Source organism: Dolichospermum lemmermannii CS-548 (assembly GCF_028330815.1).
Taxonomy (GTDB): Bacteria; Cyanobacteriota; Cyanobacteriia; order Cyanobacteriales; family Nostocaceae; genus Dolichospermum; species Dolichospermum lemmermannii.
Map to the genome: position 1 here is coordinate 13,124 of NZ_JAQMTJ010000226.1, position 16,925 is coordinate 30,048.

General features: G+C 36.6%; 18 protein-coding genes. 8 read left to right on the plus strand and 10 right to left on the minus strand.

Annotated elements, in window-relative coordinates; translation table 11 throughout:
- Positions 1-99: 99 nt before the first annotated feature.
- Positions 100-756: a nucleoside monophosphate kinase gene (locus tag PN450_RS15205; RefSeq protein WP_148761980.1), complete on the minus strand. Its 657-nt coding sequence runs from the start codon at positions 754-756 to the stop codon at positions 100-102.
- Between the two features lie 133 nt (positions 757-889).
- On the opposite strand from PN450_RS15205, the gene PN450_RS15210 reads away from it, so the two are divergent.
- Together PN450_RS15210 and PN450_RS15215 are read left to right on the plus strand one after the other, a co-directional pair.
- Positions 890-1,231 carry a recombinase family protein gene (locus tag PN450_RS15210; RefSeq protein ID WP_015079420.1) on the plus strand — a complete coding sequence of 114 codons (342 nt, stop codon included), beginning with the start codon at positions 890-892 and terminating at the stop codon, positions 1,229-1,231.
- Between the two features lie 244 nt (positions 1,232-1,475).
- A complete protein-coding gene (locus tag PN450_RS15215) occupies positions 1,476-2,660 on the plus strand; it encodes a CBS domain-containing protein (RefSeq protein ID WP_271836820.1) in 1,185 nt (394 codons plus the stop codon).
- A 58-nt stretch (positions 2,661-2,718) separates the two neighbouring features.
- Here the strand turns inward: PN450_RS15215 and PN450_RS15220 are convergent, their stop codons facing one another.
- From PN450_RS15220 to PN450_RS15230, 3 genes are all read right to left on the minus strand, one after another.
- Positions 2,719-3,042 carry a type II toxin-antitoxin system HicB family antitoxin gene (locus tag PN450_RS15220; protein WP_213798590.1) on the minus strand — a complete coding sequence of 108 codons (324 nt, stop codon included), beginning with the start codon at positions 3,040-3,042 and terminating at the stop codon, positions 2,719-2,721.
- On the minus strand, positions 3,035-3,289 hold the full coding sequence (locus PN450_RS15225; RefSeq protein WP_213798591.1) for a toxin HicA: 255 nt from the start codon (positions 3,287-3,289) through the stop codon (positions 3,035-3,037). The genes PN450_RS15220 and PN450_RS15225 overlap by 8 nt, the downstream gene beginning before the upstream one ends.
- A gap of 505 nt (positions 3,290-3,794) precedes the next feature.
- Positions 3,795-5,336 (minus strand): FAD-dependent oxidoreductase, encoded by a 1,542-nt coding sequence (locus tag PN450_RS15230; RefSeq protein WP_271836821.1) that lies wholly within the window; start codon positions 5,334-5,336, stop codon positions 3,795-3,797.
- An 82-nt stretch (positions 5,337-5,418) separates the two neighbouring features.
- Here PN450_RS15230 and PN450_RS15235 point away from each other — a divergent pair, with 82 nt between their 5' ends.
- The 6 genes from PN450_RS15235 to PN450_RS15260 all read left to right on the plus strand — a co-directional run bounded on the left by PN450_RS15235 (position 5,419) and on the right by PN450_RS15260 (position 12,581).
- Complete coding sequence (locus PN450_RS15235; RefSeq protein ID WP_271836822.1) at positions 5,419-5,628, plus strand: DNA cytosine methyltransferase; 210 nt, start codon at positions 5,419-5,421, stop codon at positions 5,626-5,628.
- 145 nt (positions 5,629-5,773) lie between these two features.
- Positions 5,774-6,904 (plus strand): DNA (cytosine-5-)-methyltransferase, encoded by a 1,131-nt coding sequence (gene dcm / locus PN450_RS15240; RefSeq protein ID WP_417033752.1) that lies wholly within the window; start codon positions 5,774-5,776, stop codon positions 6,902-6,904.
- Positions 6,905-7,018: 114 nt separating this feature from the next.
- Entirely contained in the window at positions 7,019-7,213 is a 195-nt protein-coding gene (locus PN450_RS15245; RefSeq protein ID WP_015079417.1) for a hypothetical protein, read from the plus strand.
- Between the two features lie 303 nt (positions 7,214-7,516).
- The gene (locus tag PN450_RS15250) at positions 7,517-9,376 is read left to right on the plus strand and encodes an NAD(P)H-quinone oxidoreductase subunit F (RefSeq protein ID WP_271836823.1); all 1,860 of its coding nucleotides are present in this window, start codon (positions 7,517-7,519) and stop codon (positions 9,374-9,376) included.
- 191 nt (positions 9,377-9,567) lie between these two features.
- Positions 9,568-11,061: an NADH-quinone oxidoreductase subunit M gene (locus tag PN450_RS15255; RefSeq protein ID WP_271836824.1), complete on the plus strand. Its 1,494-nt coding sequence runs from the start codon at positions 9,568-9,570 to the stop codon at positions 11,059-11,061.
- A gap of 197 nt (positions 11,062-11,258) precedes the next feature.
- Complete coding sequence (locus PN450_RS15260) at positions 11,259-12,581, plus strand: CO2 hydration protein (protein ID WP_271836825.1); 1,323 nt, start codon at positions 11,259-11,261, stop codon at positions 12,579-12,581.
- 213 nt (positions 12,582-12,794) lie between these two features.
- Here the strand turns inward: PN450_RS15260 and PN450_RS15265 are convergent, their stop codons facing one another.
- From PN450_RS15265 to PN450_RS15290, 6 genes are all read right to left on the minus strand, one after another.
- Positions 12,795-13,265, minus strand: a complete 471-nt coding sequence (locus PN450_RS15265; protein ID WP_271836826.1) for an ArsC/Spx/MgsR family protein — start codon at positions 13,263-13,265, stop codon at positions 12,795-12,797.
- Between the two features lie 234 nt (positions 13,266-13,499).
- Complete coding sequence (locus PN450_RS15270; protein ID WP_271836827.1) at positions 13,500-14,111, minus strand: cysteine dioxygenase family protein; 612 nt, start codon at positions 14,109-14,111, stop codon at positions 13,500-13,502.
- Between the two features lie 241 nt (positions 14,112-14,352).
- Complete coding sequence (locus PN450_RS15275) at positions 14,353-14,838, minus strand: hypothetical protein (RefSeq protein WP_271836828.1); 486 nt, start codon at positions 14,836-14,838, stop codon at positions 14,353-14,355.
- 93 nt (positions 14,839-14,931) lie between these two features.
- The gene (locus PN450_RS15280; RefSeq protein ID WP_213798600.1) at positions 14,932-15,135 is read right to left on the minus strand and encodes a hypothetical protein; all 204 of its coding nucleotides are present in this window, start codon (positions 15,133-15,135) and stop codon (positions 14,932-14,934) included.
- A gap of 15 nt (positions 15,136-15,150) precedes the next feature.
- Complete coding sequence (locus PN450_RS15285) at positions 15,151-15,603, minus strand: hypothetical protein (RefSeq protein ID WP_271836829.1); 453 nt, start codon at positions 15,601-15,603, stop codon at positions 15,151-15,153.
- A gap of 143 nt (positions 15,604-15,746) precedes the next feature.
- Positions 15,747-16,850, minus strand: a complete 1,104-nt coding sequence (locus tag PN450_RS15290; protein WP_168653090.1) for a hypothetical protein — start codon at positions 16,848-16,850, stop codon at positions 15,747-15,749.
- Positions 16,851-16,925: the final 75 nt, after the last annotated feature.

Sequence of the window (16,925 nt, forward strand, 5' to 3'; positions counted from 1 at the left end):
TCTCAGAAGTGCTATAACCCTGATGCCATAGAAATTTCAATCTTTTGATTTTTCTTTTATTTCGCATAAAATACTCAGGACTTTTACTTTATTTTTGTGTCATGCAGATAAAATCTGTTTTCCTGCTTTGATTAATCTTTTTCTAGCATTTAAAGTTTTTTTGTTTCCTATTAAACGAGATTTAGAAAAAGAATCTTGTAAAAACTGAGTTACTATTTCGACTGGGCGATCGCCATTAATCACAGTTAAACAACCTTGTTGGCGATAATGCTGAATTAAGGGAGTAGAATGCTCCTGATAGACTTCTATTCGCCTATAAATAACCTCATGATTATCGTCTGAGCGACCTCGTTGCAGTAACCTTTGTACCAAAACATCAATTGGGACATAAAAGCTAAAAACTTGGTCGTAAGGCTGTTCTGATAATGCAGTGTTGCCTTTAGCCCGGATTTCTAATAGTAATTGATCAAGAAGTTTCACCTGGGATAAATTACTAGGAAATCCATCCAGAATCCAACCCCGTTGGGCAGAGGAATGACTGAAGTGTTGGCGGATGATATCAAGAATGAAATCATCTGGAACTAAATCACCTCTTTCTATATACGGCTTGACTTTTAAGCCGAAAGAAGTCTCTTTAGCGATCGCCTGACGGCATATATCATCCATGGAAATATGCGGAATTTGCCATTGGCTTGACAGTGCTGCCCCCTGGGTACTCTTGCCAGCACCCGGTACTCCCAAGAAAATCAATCGCATTCAAACACCCCCTATTTCCAACCTAAGATGAGATGAAATCAACAACCAATACAATCGCCAAATATAGGATTCCTCTAGGAATAGCCAATATTTGAGATATCATATCTACAGAGGTGATTGAATTCTCAAAACTATGGCAACTGAAAAATCAAAAGACTCTTACCTGTGGGAAAAGCTAGACCAAGCCAGGAAAGCGAAAGCTGCCAGTGGCGGCTATGCCGGCTATGGTTCACCTGCTTTTGGTCAACAGTCAGTTAATGGTGAACTAGTAGAGAATCCATCTGAACAACAGATCATTGAATTAATTCGCCGTCACCACAAGTCAGGAAAATCACTTCCACAAATTGCCGCGTGGCTTAACCAGCAAGGATATACAACCAAGCGAGGCAGTCAGTGGCAACCTGTATCAGTTAAAAGAGTCCTAGACAGGCTATATGGTAAAATACAGAGGATTTCTGGCATGGACGAAGACTGATGCCCACATTGGCTCTGATTTAGAACCACAACGTAAAAATGTCTTCTTTGCCCTATTTGGATAGACAACTTTAAATTTTATCCCATATTTACCTTTTGAGCGTTCAATCCTTTATATATAAACTGTTTACCCCGTTTTATCCTTTACATCCCCCGTATCATAACTGAAATTTGTAGAAATAATATGTATATGACAAAAAACTTTACAAAACTTCATAAATTAACTTCATCAGCTATTGTCAACCATGCAAATTGATGACCCACTCATTGGCGTTCCCTGCTTAGAAGAGGCGATAGATAGGCATCCACTGGTTGTTGCGCCCCATACTTCCCTAATTGATGTTGTGAATTTAATGAATCAGACGCGAGGTAATAGTTGTTTATTACCTGATTTTGATTCAGCAATTGGCTTTAGTTCCATGGGAGGTACGCGTTCAAGTTGTATTTTAGTCATGGAAGAAACAGAAATACTGGGTATTTTCACGGAGCGAGATATTGTCAAACTTACAGCGGCGGGTAGAGATTTTGCTGATGTGAAAATAGCTGATGTCATGGTGCATCCAGTCATAACCTTGGCGGAAACTGCATTTCGGGATATCTTTGCCGCACTGTTTTTGTTTCGACGATATCGCATTCGCCACTTGGTGATAGTCAATGCAGAGGAACAACTCGTGGGGATTGTCTCCCCAGAAAGTATTAGGCAAGTTTTGCGCCCCACCAACTTGCTGAAAATGCGGCGGGTGTCAGAAGTAATGACAACTCAGGTAATTCATGCACCACCTACAGCCTCCGTACTCAGCTTGGCGCAGATGATGGCGGAAAATCAAGTTAGTTGCGTGGTGATAGTCAAAACAGATTCCTGGAACGATGTCTTATCAGCCTTTAAACCAGTAGGAATTGTGACAGAAAGAGACATCGTACAATTTCAAGCATTGGGATTAAATTTGGCTCAAATTCAAGCAAAAACAGTGATGAGTACACCATTATTTTTGCTAAGTCCAGAAGATTCCCTCTGGTCTGCTCATCAAGAAATGCAGCAGCGACGAGTGCAGCGATTAGTTGTATCCTGGGATTGGGGAGCAAAGTTAGCGATCGTCACTCAAACCAGCTTGTTGCGAATATTTGATCCACTGGAGATGTATGGAGTCATAGAAACATTACAAATAACTGTAGCTCAATTAGAAACAGAGAAAGCTAAATCTTTCCATAACCAAAGTAACTCCACCGAACTACCTCTACAGCCAGACTTAAAGCAGATACAGAAACAACATATAGTTGCTGACGAAAACTTAGATAACTTGATTGCTACTGTTGAAAGCCGGATAGAACATTTGATCAAAAACCCTGATTTATCCACAGAATTACAGCAAATGTATTTAAGTTTAGCGACAACGGAGATGCAAAAAATCCGCCATTGTCTTCATAGCTGAAAAAATATATAGGACTAATCAAACCATTTATAGCTGGACTTTAGACTACAAACTTGTTTTATCCAAGTTTATAACTCACATAGCGATTTAAGCTAACTTTTTCCTCTGCGGCTTCTATAGCTAACTTACGATGTAGCTCTGGAGTAATACGAACTTGGAATTTACCACTATAAGTTTTTTCTGCAAGAGGTTCTGGAACTAGCTCTTCATTAGATTCCATATCAGTTACTACATCTTTTACTAAATCTGTAATACCTTTGAGTGTAGCATTCTGATCTTTATGAAGATAAGACAGACTGGGAAATTCAGCACACAATCCCACGAATTCTTGATCTTCTTCCGACCAAGTAACTTTATATGTGTAGTGGGTATAGTTAACCATCTTCCATTTCCTCAATTTTTTCAATTGCGGCTAAAACCTGCTTAACTTGATAAGCCTTTGCTTTTCCTTTTTCTTCTTGAATGTTGACTCGCGGATCTCCAGCCCAAGGTGTTTTGTAGACACAATGACTTGTTCCTTGCTGTCTGGCTTCTCCAAAATAATGATTACAAACTTTCACTAAATCAGCAAAGTTCACATTTTTAGGATTATTCCTGAATTCTGCAAGGAGTTTTTTGATTTGTGCCATAGGCTTGTACAAAGTTGCAGTTAAATAAATAACTTATCATGCTGAGTACCGCGAAGTCTCAGTGAAATTACTACCGACCAATCTCTACGGCTTTTTTTGAATAGTCGCGGAAATTTTTACGGAGTCCTCTTAGAAAGCAACTTGGTAAACTATTGCACTTTAAACTTGAAGAATTAGGATAAGTAAGATGCTTATGATTAGCGTTAAATAAATAATAGTATCAATATTAATACTATGTCAATGGGAGCGTTAAACTAATTTGACGATAAAATCACAAAACCTCTATTCATAACCATTTACCAGATACAGCAGATTTCGCTCTAATGAGGTACAAACTTGAATTATGAAACTCTTGTAGTGCGGGCATACTATGGCTAACGCCACGCTGCGCTATCGACAAGTGTTACAGTGAGCTTGCGATGCCCTGAGCTTGTCGAAAGGTCGAACTGCTCAGTACAAGTCTTGCCCGCTGGATATGTACCTCATCACACCGGAAAGTGCTGTATTATTCAGAATAATCACTACCAGAACCAAACTTCCATTTATCTATTAACCGATGCCAATAATATCGGTTTTCTGGTGATAGATTATTAACTAATATTTCTAATCTTGGACTTAGAGAGAACAAACTAGTATACACAATTAAATTCACATAATGTAACATCCAATCCAACAAACTCAATAAACCAACTTGGGGAATGATTTTCGCAACTAATAAAGGATGAGATAAACCAGTTTTTAACAAAGTTTTTGTTAACGCCCAAAACTGAACAATATCTTGTAAAAAAGGTTTTAAAATAGGTGTTCCTAACTGCTGCATTTGGGCAAATACAGCGGAGAGTAATTGGTTAATTTGATTAGGATCAATTTTCTGATTTACACCTACACTCATCGCTTTTTGGAATAACCAAGTTACACTTAAACTCGGTTGATAGGGTTGCAATATTGCCAAAGATTGGGCAGATAATTGATCAGTTTTTAATGCTTCTGCAATTCCCAAAGTTAACCTTTGTAAATGACGTACCATAGCCCCAAAACCACCAAAACTTAAAGGTGATTGATTCCCGCTACTATCTCCCACTGGTAAAATCCGATTCCAAGGGGTTTGCAGAGGACTTTGACGATAACTAGGAAAGAAACCAAATAACGCCCGTTGAAAATTTAGGCGATTAATTTCCACACCTTGATATTCTGGTAACAGGCGTAAATATTCATCAAATAAGGTTTCCAAACTCAACCGTTGTGCATCGGCATCCATATAAGTAAATAAATATGTAGTTCTACCATCTTTAGCTGGAAAAGCTTCCCAGAAATATTGACATTGATTTTCCAAAGCTGTGAAAGATAACAACAAGTCTCCTGAGTTATTTTCTGGATATCCTTTAGCACAAGTTCCCACAACTAAACAAAGTGCATCTGGTTTTTTTCCTTGACGCGCTTGTTGGCTAATGGGAGAAAGATTTCCCATAGCATCTAGTAACAATTTTGCAGTAAATTGATTATTGACTATGACTCCATTTGGGTGAACTACTGCATCATTAAATGGTGTATTTTCAAATAACTTTCCTCCAAGCTTAAGAAAGCGGGTTTTTAAGGTTTCGAGGAGATAAATAGGATTGACACCAATGTTAAGAACATCTTCTACCCAAACTTCTGTACCTCCTTGAAAGCTAACTCGTGCGGGATTATATTCTGTGACGATAGCTTGTGTTAATTCGTCTGCTGTCAACAATTCCAATTCCCGAAATACTTCTAACTCTTTGCGAGAAATATTCCATTCCTGTTCTCTTCCGCGCAAAATTCCCCTTTCTAATAACGCTACGCGCACACCGCGCACAGCTAAAGCAGAAGCGATTAAAATTCCTAAAGTTCCACCGCAGATAATGACATCAAATTCTACAGATTCTAAATTTTTGGGATTTTCTTTAACTACGTTGGGTATGGGTGCGTTACCTGTTCGCAACGATGCTAATATGCTGTCAGTACGATGCAAGCCGCCTAAAACATCGCCTGGGAGTTGGGAAAGAATTTCTTCGGTTAGGGACATAAAATTTAATTCCATCTGTGTATTTGATGATATACTAAATTTATAACTATGTAATAGTTAGTTGATACAATAGCTAACAAATATGAAATCTATATTTTCACCAATATCAAAACAAGTAGAATTACCTCTAAAATTAGTAACTCATCAAAAACAATTCACTTTTATTGATCTTTTTGCTGGTATTGGTGGATTTAGAATTGCTTTAGATAAATTAGGTGGTCAATGTTTAGGCTATTCTGAAATAGACAAACAAGCAATTAAAAGAATGCAGAATTTAGAATTTAGAATTTAGAATTACGTTTTGCAACGGGGATTTTACCCCGACGCAAAACCCGCTGCTTGTAGAAGCAGGGGACTTTAACCCCCAAAGGTAAGTTAAAGTTTATCAGCAAAATTTTATTAGTTACTTTAATAAACATGAAATTGAATTAGGAGATATCACAAAAATTAGTCAACTTCCACATAGTGTTGACATCATTGTCGGTGGTGTTCCCTGTCAACCTTGGTCTGTTGCCGGTTGTTTAAGAGGATTTGAAGACAAGCGAGGAAAATTATGGTTTGATGTAATTCGACTAGTGAATAAAAATCAACCGAAAGGATTCATTTTTGAAAATGTTAGTGGATTAGCAAGTCCTAAAAATCGGGATAATTTGGAACTGATTCTTAACGAATTAGCAAATACAGGATATTGCGTGAAATGGAAAGTTCTTAATGCTTACGATTTTGGTTTACCTCAAAATAGAGATAGAGTTTTTATTGTTGGGATTAGAAGGGATATAGAAAGATGTCAGGAGTATAAATTTCCTAAACCTTTGAATATTCACCCAAAAGTTCTAGATATTTTGGATGAATTAAAAAATATTAATTTTGTTGAAAAAGTTAAACTAGATGCAAATACTTTATTTAAAGGTGTAATTCCACCATCAAGAACGAGATTTCAAAAAGATGATGAGTTAAATGATTTTTTCATTTTTTCTGATTTAAGGAATGGACATACAACAATTCACTCTTGGGATATTATCAATACGAGTGATAGAGAAAAAATGATTTGCTTAACACTTCTTAAATATAGAAGAAGTAAAAAATATGGAGATAAAGATGGTAATCCTTTATCTTTTGACAATTTTCGAGAAAGAATAATTGATATAGGGATAAATGAATTAAATATTTTAGTTAAAAAAGGAATATTCCGGTTAACATCTGATCATAAATATGAATTTGTAAATTCTAAAAATATGACAGGTATTAATAATATTTATAGAATTATTTTACCGACTGCTGAAATTTTCCCAACTTTAACTGCTACTGGTTCTAAAGACTATATCGCAACTGTATCTATTCATGCTAGTCATCCACAGGAATATAAAAATCTTTTCTTAGAAAAAATTTATCAACCGCAGAAATATATACCCATTACTGCAAAACACGCTTGTAAATTACAAGGATTTCCTCTGAATTTTGAATACCATAAAAAAGATGAGGTTGCTAAAAAACAGTTTGGTAATGCTGTTCCTGTTCCTGTGGTTGAGTATGTAGCTAAAGAATTACTGAGAGTTCTTGATATCTAACTTTTTCATTATCCTATCAGCTTCAGATATATTTTGGCAAATGAAACTGATTTCAGAATTTATGGCAATCTAGATATATAAGTCTCTCAATAACTTAATTTGTAGGAAACACTTATGAACCGTTCTCAGATAGTTGCGATTATTACAGGTGCAATTTCTATACTTCTGGCTATTGCATACCTAATCGTTGTCCAAATTATTGATTATCGGGATATGAAGCCAGCGCCCGTTAGTCAACTCAGCCCAGTCGTAATCATTGCGTCAAGTAATTTACCCAATTTGCAACTTGACATAATTGCTAAAGTGTGAATTTGATCGGGGTGGAAAATACCGCCCCTATACTATAGATACTATAGACAAATACAATCCATAGACTAAATGTAATAGTTGCTATTTGATAATTCAATTGATTGAAATATAAGAATTCTTTACAAAAGAAATCGTGAATTTGTTTAATTAGGTAATTCTTTTTTGGCACAGATAAAGGTAAGCTATTTCTAACAATATTAAATAAAGATAAATTTTCATTGTCTGTCATCACTAAGTTGATAGAGATCAAACCTATTTGGTGTGTTTTCTTGAATTTTTGCTGCAAACTATAGAGGTAATTTAATGGATCAGTATTTAGTAGACACTGTTTGGCTAATTCCGGTTTATGCTTTGATAGGTGGGCTTTTAGCTATACCTTGGTCGCCGGGGATCATTCGCAAAACTGGTCCTCGACCGGCGGGATATGTCAACGTGGTGATGACCTTTATCTCCTTTTTCCATGCCGTCTTTGCTTTCTTTGCTATTTGGAATCATCCAGCTAAAGAAGTATTTATTCCTTGGCTATCAACAGCAGGTTTAAACCTGACTATTAATTTAGAACTTTCTGCTGTCAGCATCGGGGCAGTAATTATTATTACCGGCTTGAACTTGTTAGCGCAGATATACGCTATTGGTTACATGGAAATGGACTGGGGTTGGGGACGCTTCTTTTCCTTATTAGGATTATTTGAAGCTGGTCTTTGTGCTTTGGTTTTGTGTAACGATTTATTTTCCACTTATGTAATTCTGGAAGTCCTCACATTGGGAACTTACCTATTAGTAGGTTTGTGGTTTAGTCAACCCTTGGTAGTGACTGGGGCGCGTGATGCTTTTTTGACTAAACGGGTGGGAGACTTGTTTTTATTAATGGGTGTCTTGGGACTTTGGACACTCTCAGGAACTTGGAATTATACAGAGTTAACTGCATGGGCGGCCACGGCGAATGTTGACCCCACAATTATCACTTTAGTCTGTTTCGGATTAATTGCTGGGCCAATGGGTAAATGCGCCCAGTTTCCTTTGCACCTATGGTTAGATGAGGCCATGGAGGGACCTGTTCCCAGTACAATTTTGCGGAGTTCGGTGGTAGTGGCCAGTGGGGCATGGGTATTAATTAAATTGCAACCTGTGTTTAGTTTATCACCTGTGGCATCTTCGGCGATAGTGGCGATTGGGGCGGTGACAGCTATTGGTGGGGCGTTAATTGCGATCGCTCAAATTGACATTAAACGCTGTTTATCCTATTCTGTCAGTGTTTACATGGGCTTGATATTTATTGCTGTAGGCACACAGCAGGATGAAACCGCATTATTATTAGTTCTCACCCATGCCGTATCCGCTGCATTATTAGTTATGAGTACCGGGGGCATTGTTTGGAATAGTGTCACCCAAGATGTTACCCAATTAGGTGGATTGTGGTCACGTCGTCCCATGTCCGGGATAGCATTTATTGTCGGTACATTGGGTTTAATTGGTTTTCCCCCTTTAGGTAGTTTTTGGGCATTATTTAAATTAGCTGATGGGTTATGGGAAACACATCCGACTTTAGTAGGAATAGTAATTTTTGTTAATGCCTTAACTACATTTAGTTTAACTAGAGAATTTGCTTTAATCTTTGGTGGTAAACCCAAACAAATGAGTGAACGTTCTCCTGAAGCTATTTGGTTAATGGTGTTACCAATGATGATTTTATCTGGCTTTGTTTTACACCTGCCTTTAGTGTTGCAAAGTTTATCATTACTTCCAGACTGGGCAACATTAAATAAAGACGTAGCCCTGCTATTAATTTGGTCAAGTATCTTCGGCTGTAGTATTAGTAGCATCATCTATTTAGGCAACATTCCCAAACCAATTCGTTTACCATGGCAAGGTTTACAAAATTTATTTGCTTACGATTTTTACACCCCTCAAATTTACAAAGTTACCATTATTTTTGGCGTTGCCCAACTTTCTAAATTTGCCGATATGCTGGACAGATTTGTAATAGATGGTATTGTCAACTCTGTGGGTTTATTCTCTCTATTGGGTGGTGAAGGCTTGAAATATAGTAACAATGGACAAACTCAATTTTATGCCTTAACAGTTCTGTTAGGAGTCGGTTTTTTAGGTGCTTGGGTGACATGGCCTTTCTGGGGAATTCAGTTCATGAATTTAATTTTCTAAATATCTATGATTTAGACTGCTGATAATAATCTACCCCACAGCGGGGGGAAGAAAAGGATAAACTTTTGATATTGGAGGTGGTTGGGGATGGGGTTCTTGTATCTCACTCAATCGAGAACCGCTATATTACCAATTACCAATTACCAATTACCAATTACCAATTACCAATTACCAATTACCAATTAATAAATATGTTGAGTGTTTTAATTTGGCTACCAATTATAGCCGCTATAATCATCGGTTTTTATCCAGCAAAAAATGTTCCTGCGAGTCAGATTCGGTTAGTATCTTCAATCGTCACAGGTTTAGTTTTGCTGTGGAATATTTTCATTTTGTTAAAATTTGATATCAGCAATCCAGGGATGCAATTTACAGAATATCTACCTTGGAATGAAACATTAGGTTTAAATTATCAATTAGGAGTTGATGGATTATCAATATTAATGTTGGTATTAAATAGCTTCCTCACTTGGATTGCTATTTACAGCAGCAGTAAAGATACAGAACGTCCTCGGTTATTTTATTCCCTGATTTTGTTTGTTAGTGGTGGCGTTGCTGGTGCTTTCTTATCAGAAAATTTGCTTTTGTTCTTCCTATTTTATGAATTGGAATTAATTCCATTTTATTTACTAATCTCCATTTGGGGAGGAGAAAAACGAGCCTATGCGGGCATGAAATTCCTGATTTATACAGCCATTTCTGGGGCTTTAATTTTGGCCACATTTTTAGGCATGGTATGGTTAACAGGTTCTCATCGTTTTGCCTTTGATGCTGTGGCGACTCAAAACATTTCTGCGGGAATGCAATTAGTATTATTAGCAGGAATAGTTTTAGGTTTTGGCATTAAGATTCCTTTAATTCCTTTCCATACTTGGCTACCAGATGCTTATGTTGAAGCTTCCACACCTATTGCTATTTTGCTAGGGGGAATATTAGCAAAACTGGGAACTTATGGATTATTGCGATTTGGGTTGGGAATGTTTCCGCAAACTTGGCAGATTATCGCCCCAACTTTAGCAATTTGGGGGGCAATTAGCGCGATTTATGGGGCAGTTGTAGCGATCGCCCAAACAGACATCAAACGCATGGTAGCATATAGTTCTATCGGCCACATGGGCTATATTTTACTAGCAGCAGCAGCCGCCACGCCTTTAGCATTAGTTGGTGCAGTCGCCCAAATGTTTAGTCATGGAATTATTCTCGCTATTCTCTTCCATTTAGTCGGAGTTATTGAAACCAAAGTTGGGACAAGAGAATTAGATAAACTTAGTGGTTTAATGAGTCCTATTCGCGGTTTACCATTAATTAGTGCCTTGCTGGTTTTAAGTGGCATGGCTAGTGCTGGTATTCCCGGTTTAACAGGTTTCATTGCGGAATTTATTTCCTTTCAAGGCAGTTTTTCCAGCTTTCCCATTCCCACAATTTTATGTGTAGTAGCATCTGGTTTAACCGCAGTTTATTTTCTTATTCTTCTCAACCGTACCTGTTTTGGCAAACTGCAAAATAACCTAGCCTACTATCCCAGAGTATTATGGAATGAAAAAGTTCCCGCGCTAATTTTGGCATTCTTAATTATCTTTTTGGGAGTACAACCCACTTGGTTAGTGCGTTGGAGTGAAACCACAACTACCGCTATGGTAGCGGCAGTTCCCACCACCGCAAAAACCGTAATTGCCTTGAAGTAGTTATCTCGTTCCCAGTCTCCGACTGGGAATGCTATCACAGAGGCTCTGCCTCTAATTCTAATATTATTGAAGGCAGAGCCTTCTAGAATTCATTCCCACACAGAGTATGGGAACGAGAAATTCCCACACAGAGTATGGGAACGAGAAGAAAACTGTTCCGCAATCAAAAAAATTTTATTAACCAAAACAAAAATATTATGGTACAAACTCCAGCTAAACCAAATACAAAAATCCCACCTTCAAAACACGAATTTGCAGAAATTATTCATCGCTTAGAAGCTGGCGGTTCAATGTTGCCAGATACTCCAGAAAACCTCATGCAAATTATCGGTATTTATAAAGCTTATGCTGTACCAATGGATTTCTATTGGCGAGACTTACTTTATATTGCCGAAAGAGTATTTTTAGATCCTTTGCCAGCTTTTAAATATTTCCTACCCCAAGAATATTTAGACTTACATAATCACTATGCCGGGGATGATGCTGATTTAAGAATTTGGCGAGGTATAGCCACTGCACACCCAGAACTTTTGGCATTTATGGAAAAAGGTGAAACTACCAAAATGCCGAAAATTTTCCATCATTTATTCCATGACAGAATTAACATGGAATTTGCGGAAGCTTGTATGCAGGCTATGTTATGGCATCGCAAAATGTATGCACCTGTTAATCAATTTGATGCCTATTTAGATTCCGAAGAATATAAAGCTAATGCTGATAAAGCCATTAAAGCTTATTTTCGGAAAAACCCCCTCATGTCGGGACTTTATAAACTGTTTCCTGATATGTTTTTGGAACAGTGCCGGATGATGTCCTATTATTCTAATTTAGGACTTTTTTGGGAAGTCATGGCACCAGTATTTTTTGAAATGTCAGATATTTATGATGAAGGTGGTTTCAAAAGTGTACCTGATGCCATGAATTTTCTCATAAATGGTATATTTGCTATTGCAGGTCGTCCGATTTATCATCATGTTTATATTGATGGTGAATGTTATGAAATCATCCCCAAATCTAAAGGTTTTACTTGGCTATATGAAGCCGCATTACCCTATGTAGAAGCTGTTTTTTATCGCACAGCACCATTTAGAGGCACAAAGTCTTATAATGCCCAAGCGGGACAAGTTCCAGAAGATCAAAAAGACTTTCATTATGGGATTCTTTACGCTGATGTTTTTCCTGTGGGTACAGCGGGTATTCCTCCCACATTATTAATGCAAGATATGTTGCACTTTTTGCCTCAATATCTTGTTGATTATTACCAAGAACATTGTCGAGGAGAAGAGGATATTTTGATTCAATTGGGGATTACTTTTCAACGTTCGATGTATAATGTCACATCGGCGGTAATTCAAGCTTTAAGAACTGCCCTTTTGTATCCTTTAGATGATGAAAATCCCCAGCATTTACAAGCAAATCGGGAATTTTTTGAAATGCAGCTAAATCGCTTTACTCGCACTGATTATGGTATGCGTGATGCAGCGAGATTACGGGATATTCAAAGACAGGATTATAGATAAATGGCGTAGCCATATTGAATTGAGGTATGAAATTCCCAAATTTAACCTTTAAAACTCTTACCTTTGCGCCTTTGCGCCTTTGCGTGAGACTAAAATTCATACCCTTAATCAGCAACACCGATAAATTATTGTTTTTACCCGCCTTTTTTCTCTGAATAACTTTGAGAACTAAGAAAGAAGCGGGTAGAGATTTTTTAGTACCTCATGTCCTTATCAGTGATTTTTACAACCACCTTTACCATGATGGTGGTCGTGATTATGTCCATGAGTGCAGCCTTGGAGGTTCTGCTGCATGAGGTGTTCACTCATTTGTTTTAAAGACTCATCTGCGGCTTTCAAGCCTATCCATGCGTCAATTTTCTCAACATCAAAGCCTACTTCTCTTTTATCCCCTACTTGGATCAAGGGACGACGGATTAATAAGGGATTTTTCAGCATCATGACCAAGGCATTTTCAGCGGTGATGTTTTCGGGATTCACCTCTCCTGATTTTACACTAGGCGCAGCTTTATTGAACCATTCTATGACGGGGCGATCACCAAAAAATGACCGCAATTTTTCCACTGTCCAAGGTTCTGTTAATAGGTTATATGCTACTACTTCATGACCTGCTGCTGTTAGCAAAACTTTTTGCTTTGTACCACCTTTACAGCCTGGTTTTTCATAGAAAATTACTCTGGCCATTGCTGTTTCTCCTATAAGGTTATAGTTGGATGTTTGGATAGGAAATAATTAACCGCAGATGAACGCAGATAAACGCAGAGGGAAGATGATTATTTTGATTGATAGCTAACACTTAGATCCCCGACTTCTAAGATTAATTATTCATTTATTGACAATATCTAAAAAGAAGTCGGGGATCTTATTTTCTATAATATTTATCAGCATAATCTGTTATTTCTTTTTTTGCCACTACCTTTAAAATTTTTTAGCAATGTGGTTAATTACGTCAAATTCAAATCTCTGTTTTGGGTTTGTTTCTCCATAAATATTAAATGTTACTGTTGGTTCTTTACCAATGGCTTGAACTTGATGTATTGTCTCAGGTGTAAAACTGATAATATCACCGGGGGATAAATTTACTTCGCCTGTTTTTTCAATTTTATCAGGAAAATCTGGATGAGAACTCCGTCGCCAAAATGTGTTTTTTTCCTGACCTTTTAAGATTGCGACTACTCCCCATGTTCCATGATTATGAATATTAGAAGTTGTTCCTGGTGCAAATGTTACTGTTTGTACAGTTAGGGGAAATCCTAATTCATCATATAATAGTAGAACCGAGATTCCCGTTTTTAGATCAGGTTGTAAAGATTGACTTTGTACCCAATAGGAATTAATAATTAATCGTCTTACCAACATTCTAATTTCTGGTAGTCGTGTTGATTCATCTTCAACATTTTTGAGGATATCTTCGACTTCAGTTAAAAAGCGATACAGACGATAATTATCACGCAATAAATCCCATGATCTTGCTGATTTACAAACTTGATATTGTCCATTTTCAGCAACAAATAAATCCTGACCTTGCATAAATTTTAAAATATTGACTGTGCAGAATTAGGTAAAAAAATGATAGGAGGAGAGGTTTGAGGCATTTTAGTTATAGGAGTTATTGGAGATGTAGGCATTCCCGGTAGAATCACAGTATTCTGGTTAGAAGATGAGGATATTAGCTGGGAATTTGAGTTGAAAGATAACCAATTATTCATGATTCGTAATTTGCTGATTGCTTGTGGTTGTCATTTGTAGGGGTTTTTCCCTATTTCCAGATTTAATCATCTACTTCTGGTGGACGAGTTAAAATATCTAGAAGAATACCAGCACCAAAATCATTTTTGTCATCAATACCTTTTATTCTGATACTGATTTCCTTTGCTTTTTCTATGTTTCCTAGTTTAGCTAATACCAAACCAGAAGCAGCATAAGCAGTTAAGTACAATCTGATTTGAGATTCTTCGTGACGTTTAACTAGGATAGGTTTAAGTTCTTGCCAATTATCAGGTAGACTTTCCGCTTTTTTTATTTTAGCGGTTATTTTCTCTGCTGTTGTCAGTGCTAAGACATAATTATTTTTGTAGTAAAAATATCTATAAGCTGCAACTAAAACATCTGTGTTATCTCCTGTTTTAGCTAACGCTTGCTGCATATATTTTGTAGATTCTTCTGTATTTTCCCAAGTCTGTGCAGCTAATATTAATAATTCTTTGACATCATCTGCTACATCAAACCATAAAAAGCTATTTGTATCAATTTGCATAATAGGTAATTAATCCCATTTGTTCTGGAATATTGGGGATTTCCCATATTTACTATTTAACAGTTAAAATTATATTTAGTTAGATAAATTTAATTATTTTATCACTTTGGTAAAATGAGAGAGAATAACGTCACTTTCTAGTACAGAAAGAGATTCCATACAACAAATTGCAGGAGTTGCTATATTAAGTATTGCTGTTGCTTCCGGATCTTGGGGATAGACTAACTTCTCAGTTTTTTGATCTTGATTTTTGGCAAAATCAATAAAAAAATTAGTTTCTATATAAAGCGTAATCATTAAATTTTCTAACCTTTATTGTGCTGCATCAGCAATTTTATCTACAAAGCCTATCTGAGTTAGTTCTTCTGATTTTGGTGGATTATCTGTTTTCCAATTATCAGCCAAATCTCTCAACCATCCTTCAACTAATGTTTCCAGATAGTATTCAAAAATCCTCTTCTTATGACTAAATTCTGGATCATATTCAGACAAAACTTCATGAGTTGGGAAGGTGTAGACATTTTCTAACTTTTCACCATCCCATTGAAAAATCTTAATTTCTTCACGGGTAGCTGTCATAGCATAAGGAATTATAACTTTATTATGTTCATACTCAAATTTGAGAATATCTTCAACTTTGGCAGTAATATCTTCTACAATATTTCTAGCTCTAACTTTTGATACTAAAAGTTTATTTCCGTTTTTATCCCAAGCTGTAATGTCAGATAGTTCTATTGTTTTGTTACTAATTTGTGTAACGTCCATTTTTTTAATCCTCGTGACATTGACGGTTGCAATATTTTTATTATAAATGGCGATCGCTCTCACTCTACATTAGAAATGCGTTAGCGAAGCGCACTGAAGGTATCGCTCTTAACTCTATATCAATAATGCGATCGCTCTTCTGTTTACTGTTCATATTCTGTAACTGTATGAGAAAGATTACCATCATCATCAAAAGTTGATTGATGACCACAAATGTGGCAAAAATATCGTTTGAAATTCCTACTACCGAATATAAATTCTTCTAACTTCAAATTTTTTTCATTATGACAAGTTGTACACACAGTATCATTTGAACCTCGTAAATTCATCGACTGTTTAACATTGATTTGAAGAAGTTTTATTCCAACTTCTACAGATTTAGAAATGGCTGTACACCAATCTAAAAAGTCTTGCTCTTTGAAAAGTAGCCCACTCCAAGCATTTTTGTGAACTCCTTTATGTATTAAATACTTTTCCCCACCATGTATGCTGCCATTTAGCTGTTCATACAGGTTAGACACATTTATATTTAGTTCATTAGTTATTAAGCCCGACTTTTCCAACCTATTCAAAAGTCCATCTTTTCCTCGTAGTTGTGGGGTACGATAGTTATTAGATCGCCACTTTTCAAACTCATTGGGTTGATCACAAAAATGAACGGGTAAAACTGCGTTTTCTAAAAATCCACGAAGTATCTGAAATGATTGTTTATAATATAATTGAGCAGCCATTTCTACACAAGCACCTATATCTGTACTTGCTTCAAGTAAATGGGCTTGTGAAAAAAACGCACTATCAGCCAGTATATTGCTATAAACATTCTCCCAAGCTACAAGATACTTCAACGTTTTCCCGAAAATTTTATTGTACAAGAAGTAATCTGGAGCAATTTTTTTATATGTCCGAGCAGCCGCAGGTGCTGGAACTGAGTTCATGGTATACACAGTAAATTTTTCAGCCAATATACTACTTGCATCTATTCCTTCTTCAAGCCTCCGATCAGTTATATTCTTTCTTGTACTCTCATCAAGATGAAATATCTCACCTTCTTTTGAGAGAATGAAAGCAGATTCGTTGTAAAGTTCACTTAAGAATGCAGCTAAATCACCACTAGTAGTTGCTACTTCTGTCCAAGTAGTTAGTGATTCATTAGAAAAATTAAGTAGTGAAATTGCTTTGTCTGTAATTACATCTTTGGAAACAGTAATTACCATAGTTTGAGATTTTATTTTTCTTTTCTGTAACATAAGCAACACTCTCATCTGGTAAAAATATTTGCTTTATATAGCTTATCAAAGCAGATTGACATTAACCTTATGCGT

Coding starts and splice junctions, on each gene's coding strand:
- PN450_RS15205 (WP_148761980.1), bottom strand. CDS start 756: ATGCGATTGATTTTCTTGGGAGTACCGGGTGCTGGCAAGAGTACCCAG.
- PN450_RS15210 (WP_015079420.1), top strand. CDS start 890: ATGGCAACTGAAAAATCAAAAGACTCTTACCTGTGGGAAAAGCTAGAC.
- PN450_RS15215 (WP_271836820.1), top strand. CDS start 1,476: ATGCAAATTGATGACCCACTCATTGGCGTTCCCTGCTTAGAAGAGGCG.
- PN450_RS15220 (WP_213798590.1), bottom strand. CDS start 3,042: ATGGTTAACTATACCCACTACACATATAAAGTTACTTGGTCGGAAGAA.
- PN450_RS15225 (WP_213798591.1), bottom strand. CDS start 3,289: ATGGCACAAATCAAAAAACTCCTTGCAGAATTCAGGAATAATCCTAAA.
- PN450_RS15230 (WP_271836821.1), bottom strand. CDS start 5,336: ATGTCCCTAACCGAAGAAATTCTTTCCCAACTCCCAGGCGATGTTTTA.
- PN450_RS15235 (WP_271836822.1), top strand. CDS start 5,419: ATGAAATCTATATTTTCACCAATATCAAAACAAGTAGAATTACCTCTA.
- PN450_RS15245 (WP_015079417.1), top strand. CDS start 7,019: ATGAACCGTTCTCAGATAGTTGCGATTATTACAGGTGCAATTTCTATA.
- PN450_RS15250 (WP_271836823.1), top strand. CDS start 7,517: ATGGATCAGTATTTAGTAGACACTGTTTGGCTAATTCCGGTTTATGCT.
- PN450_RS15255 (WP_271836824.1), top strand. CDS start 9,568: ATGTTGAGTGTTTTAATTTGGCTACCAATTATAGCCGCTATAATCATC.
- PN450_RS15260 (WP_271836825.1), top strand. CDS start 11,259: ATGGTACAAACTCCAGCTAAACCAAATACAAAAATCCCACCTTCAAAA.
- PN450_RS15265 (WP_271836826.1), bottom strand. CDS start 13,265: ATGGCCAGAGTAATTTTCTATGAAAAACCAGGCTGTAAAGGTGGTACA.
- PN450_RS15270 (WP_271836827.1), bottom strand. CDS start 14,111: ATGCAAGGTCAGGATTTATTTGTTGCTGAAAATGGACAATATCAAGTT.
- PN450_RS15275 (WP_271836828.1), bottom strand. CDS start 14,838: ATGCAAATTGATACAAATAGCTTTTTATGGTTTGATGTAGCAGATGAT.
- PN450_RS15280 (WP_213798600.1), bottom strand. CDS start 15,135: ATGATTACGCTTTATATAGAAACTAATTTTTTTATTGATTTTGCCAAA.
- PN450_RS15285 (WP_271836829.1), bottom strand. CDS start 15,603: ATGGACGTTACACAAATTAGTAACAAAACAATAGAACTATCTGACATT.
- PN450_RS15290 (WP_168653090.1), bottom strand. CDS start 16,850: ATGTTACAGAAAAGAAAAATAAAATCTCAAACTATGGTAATTACTGTT.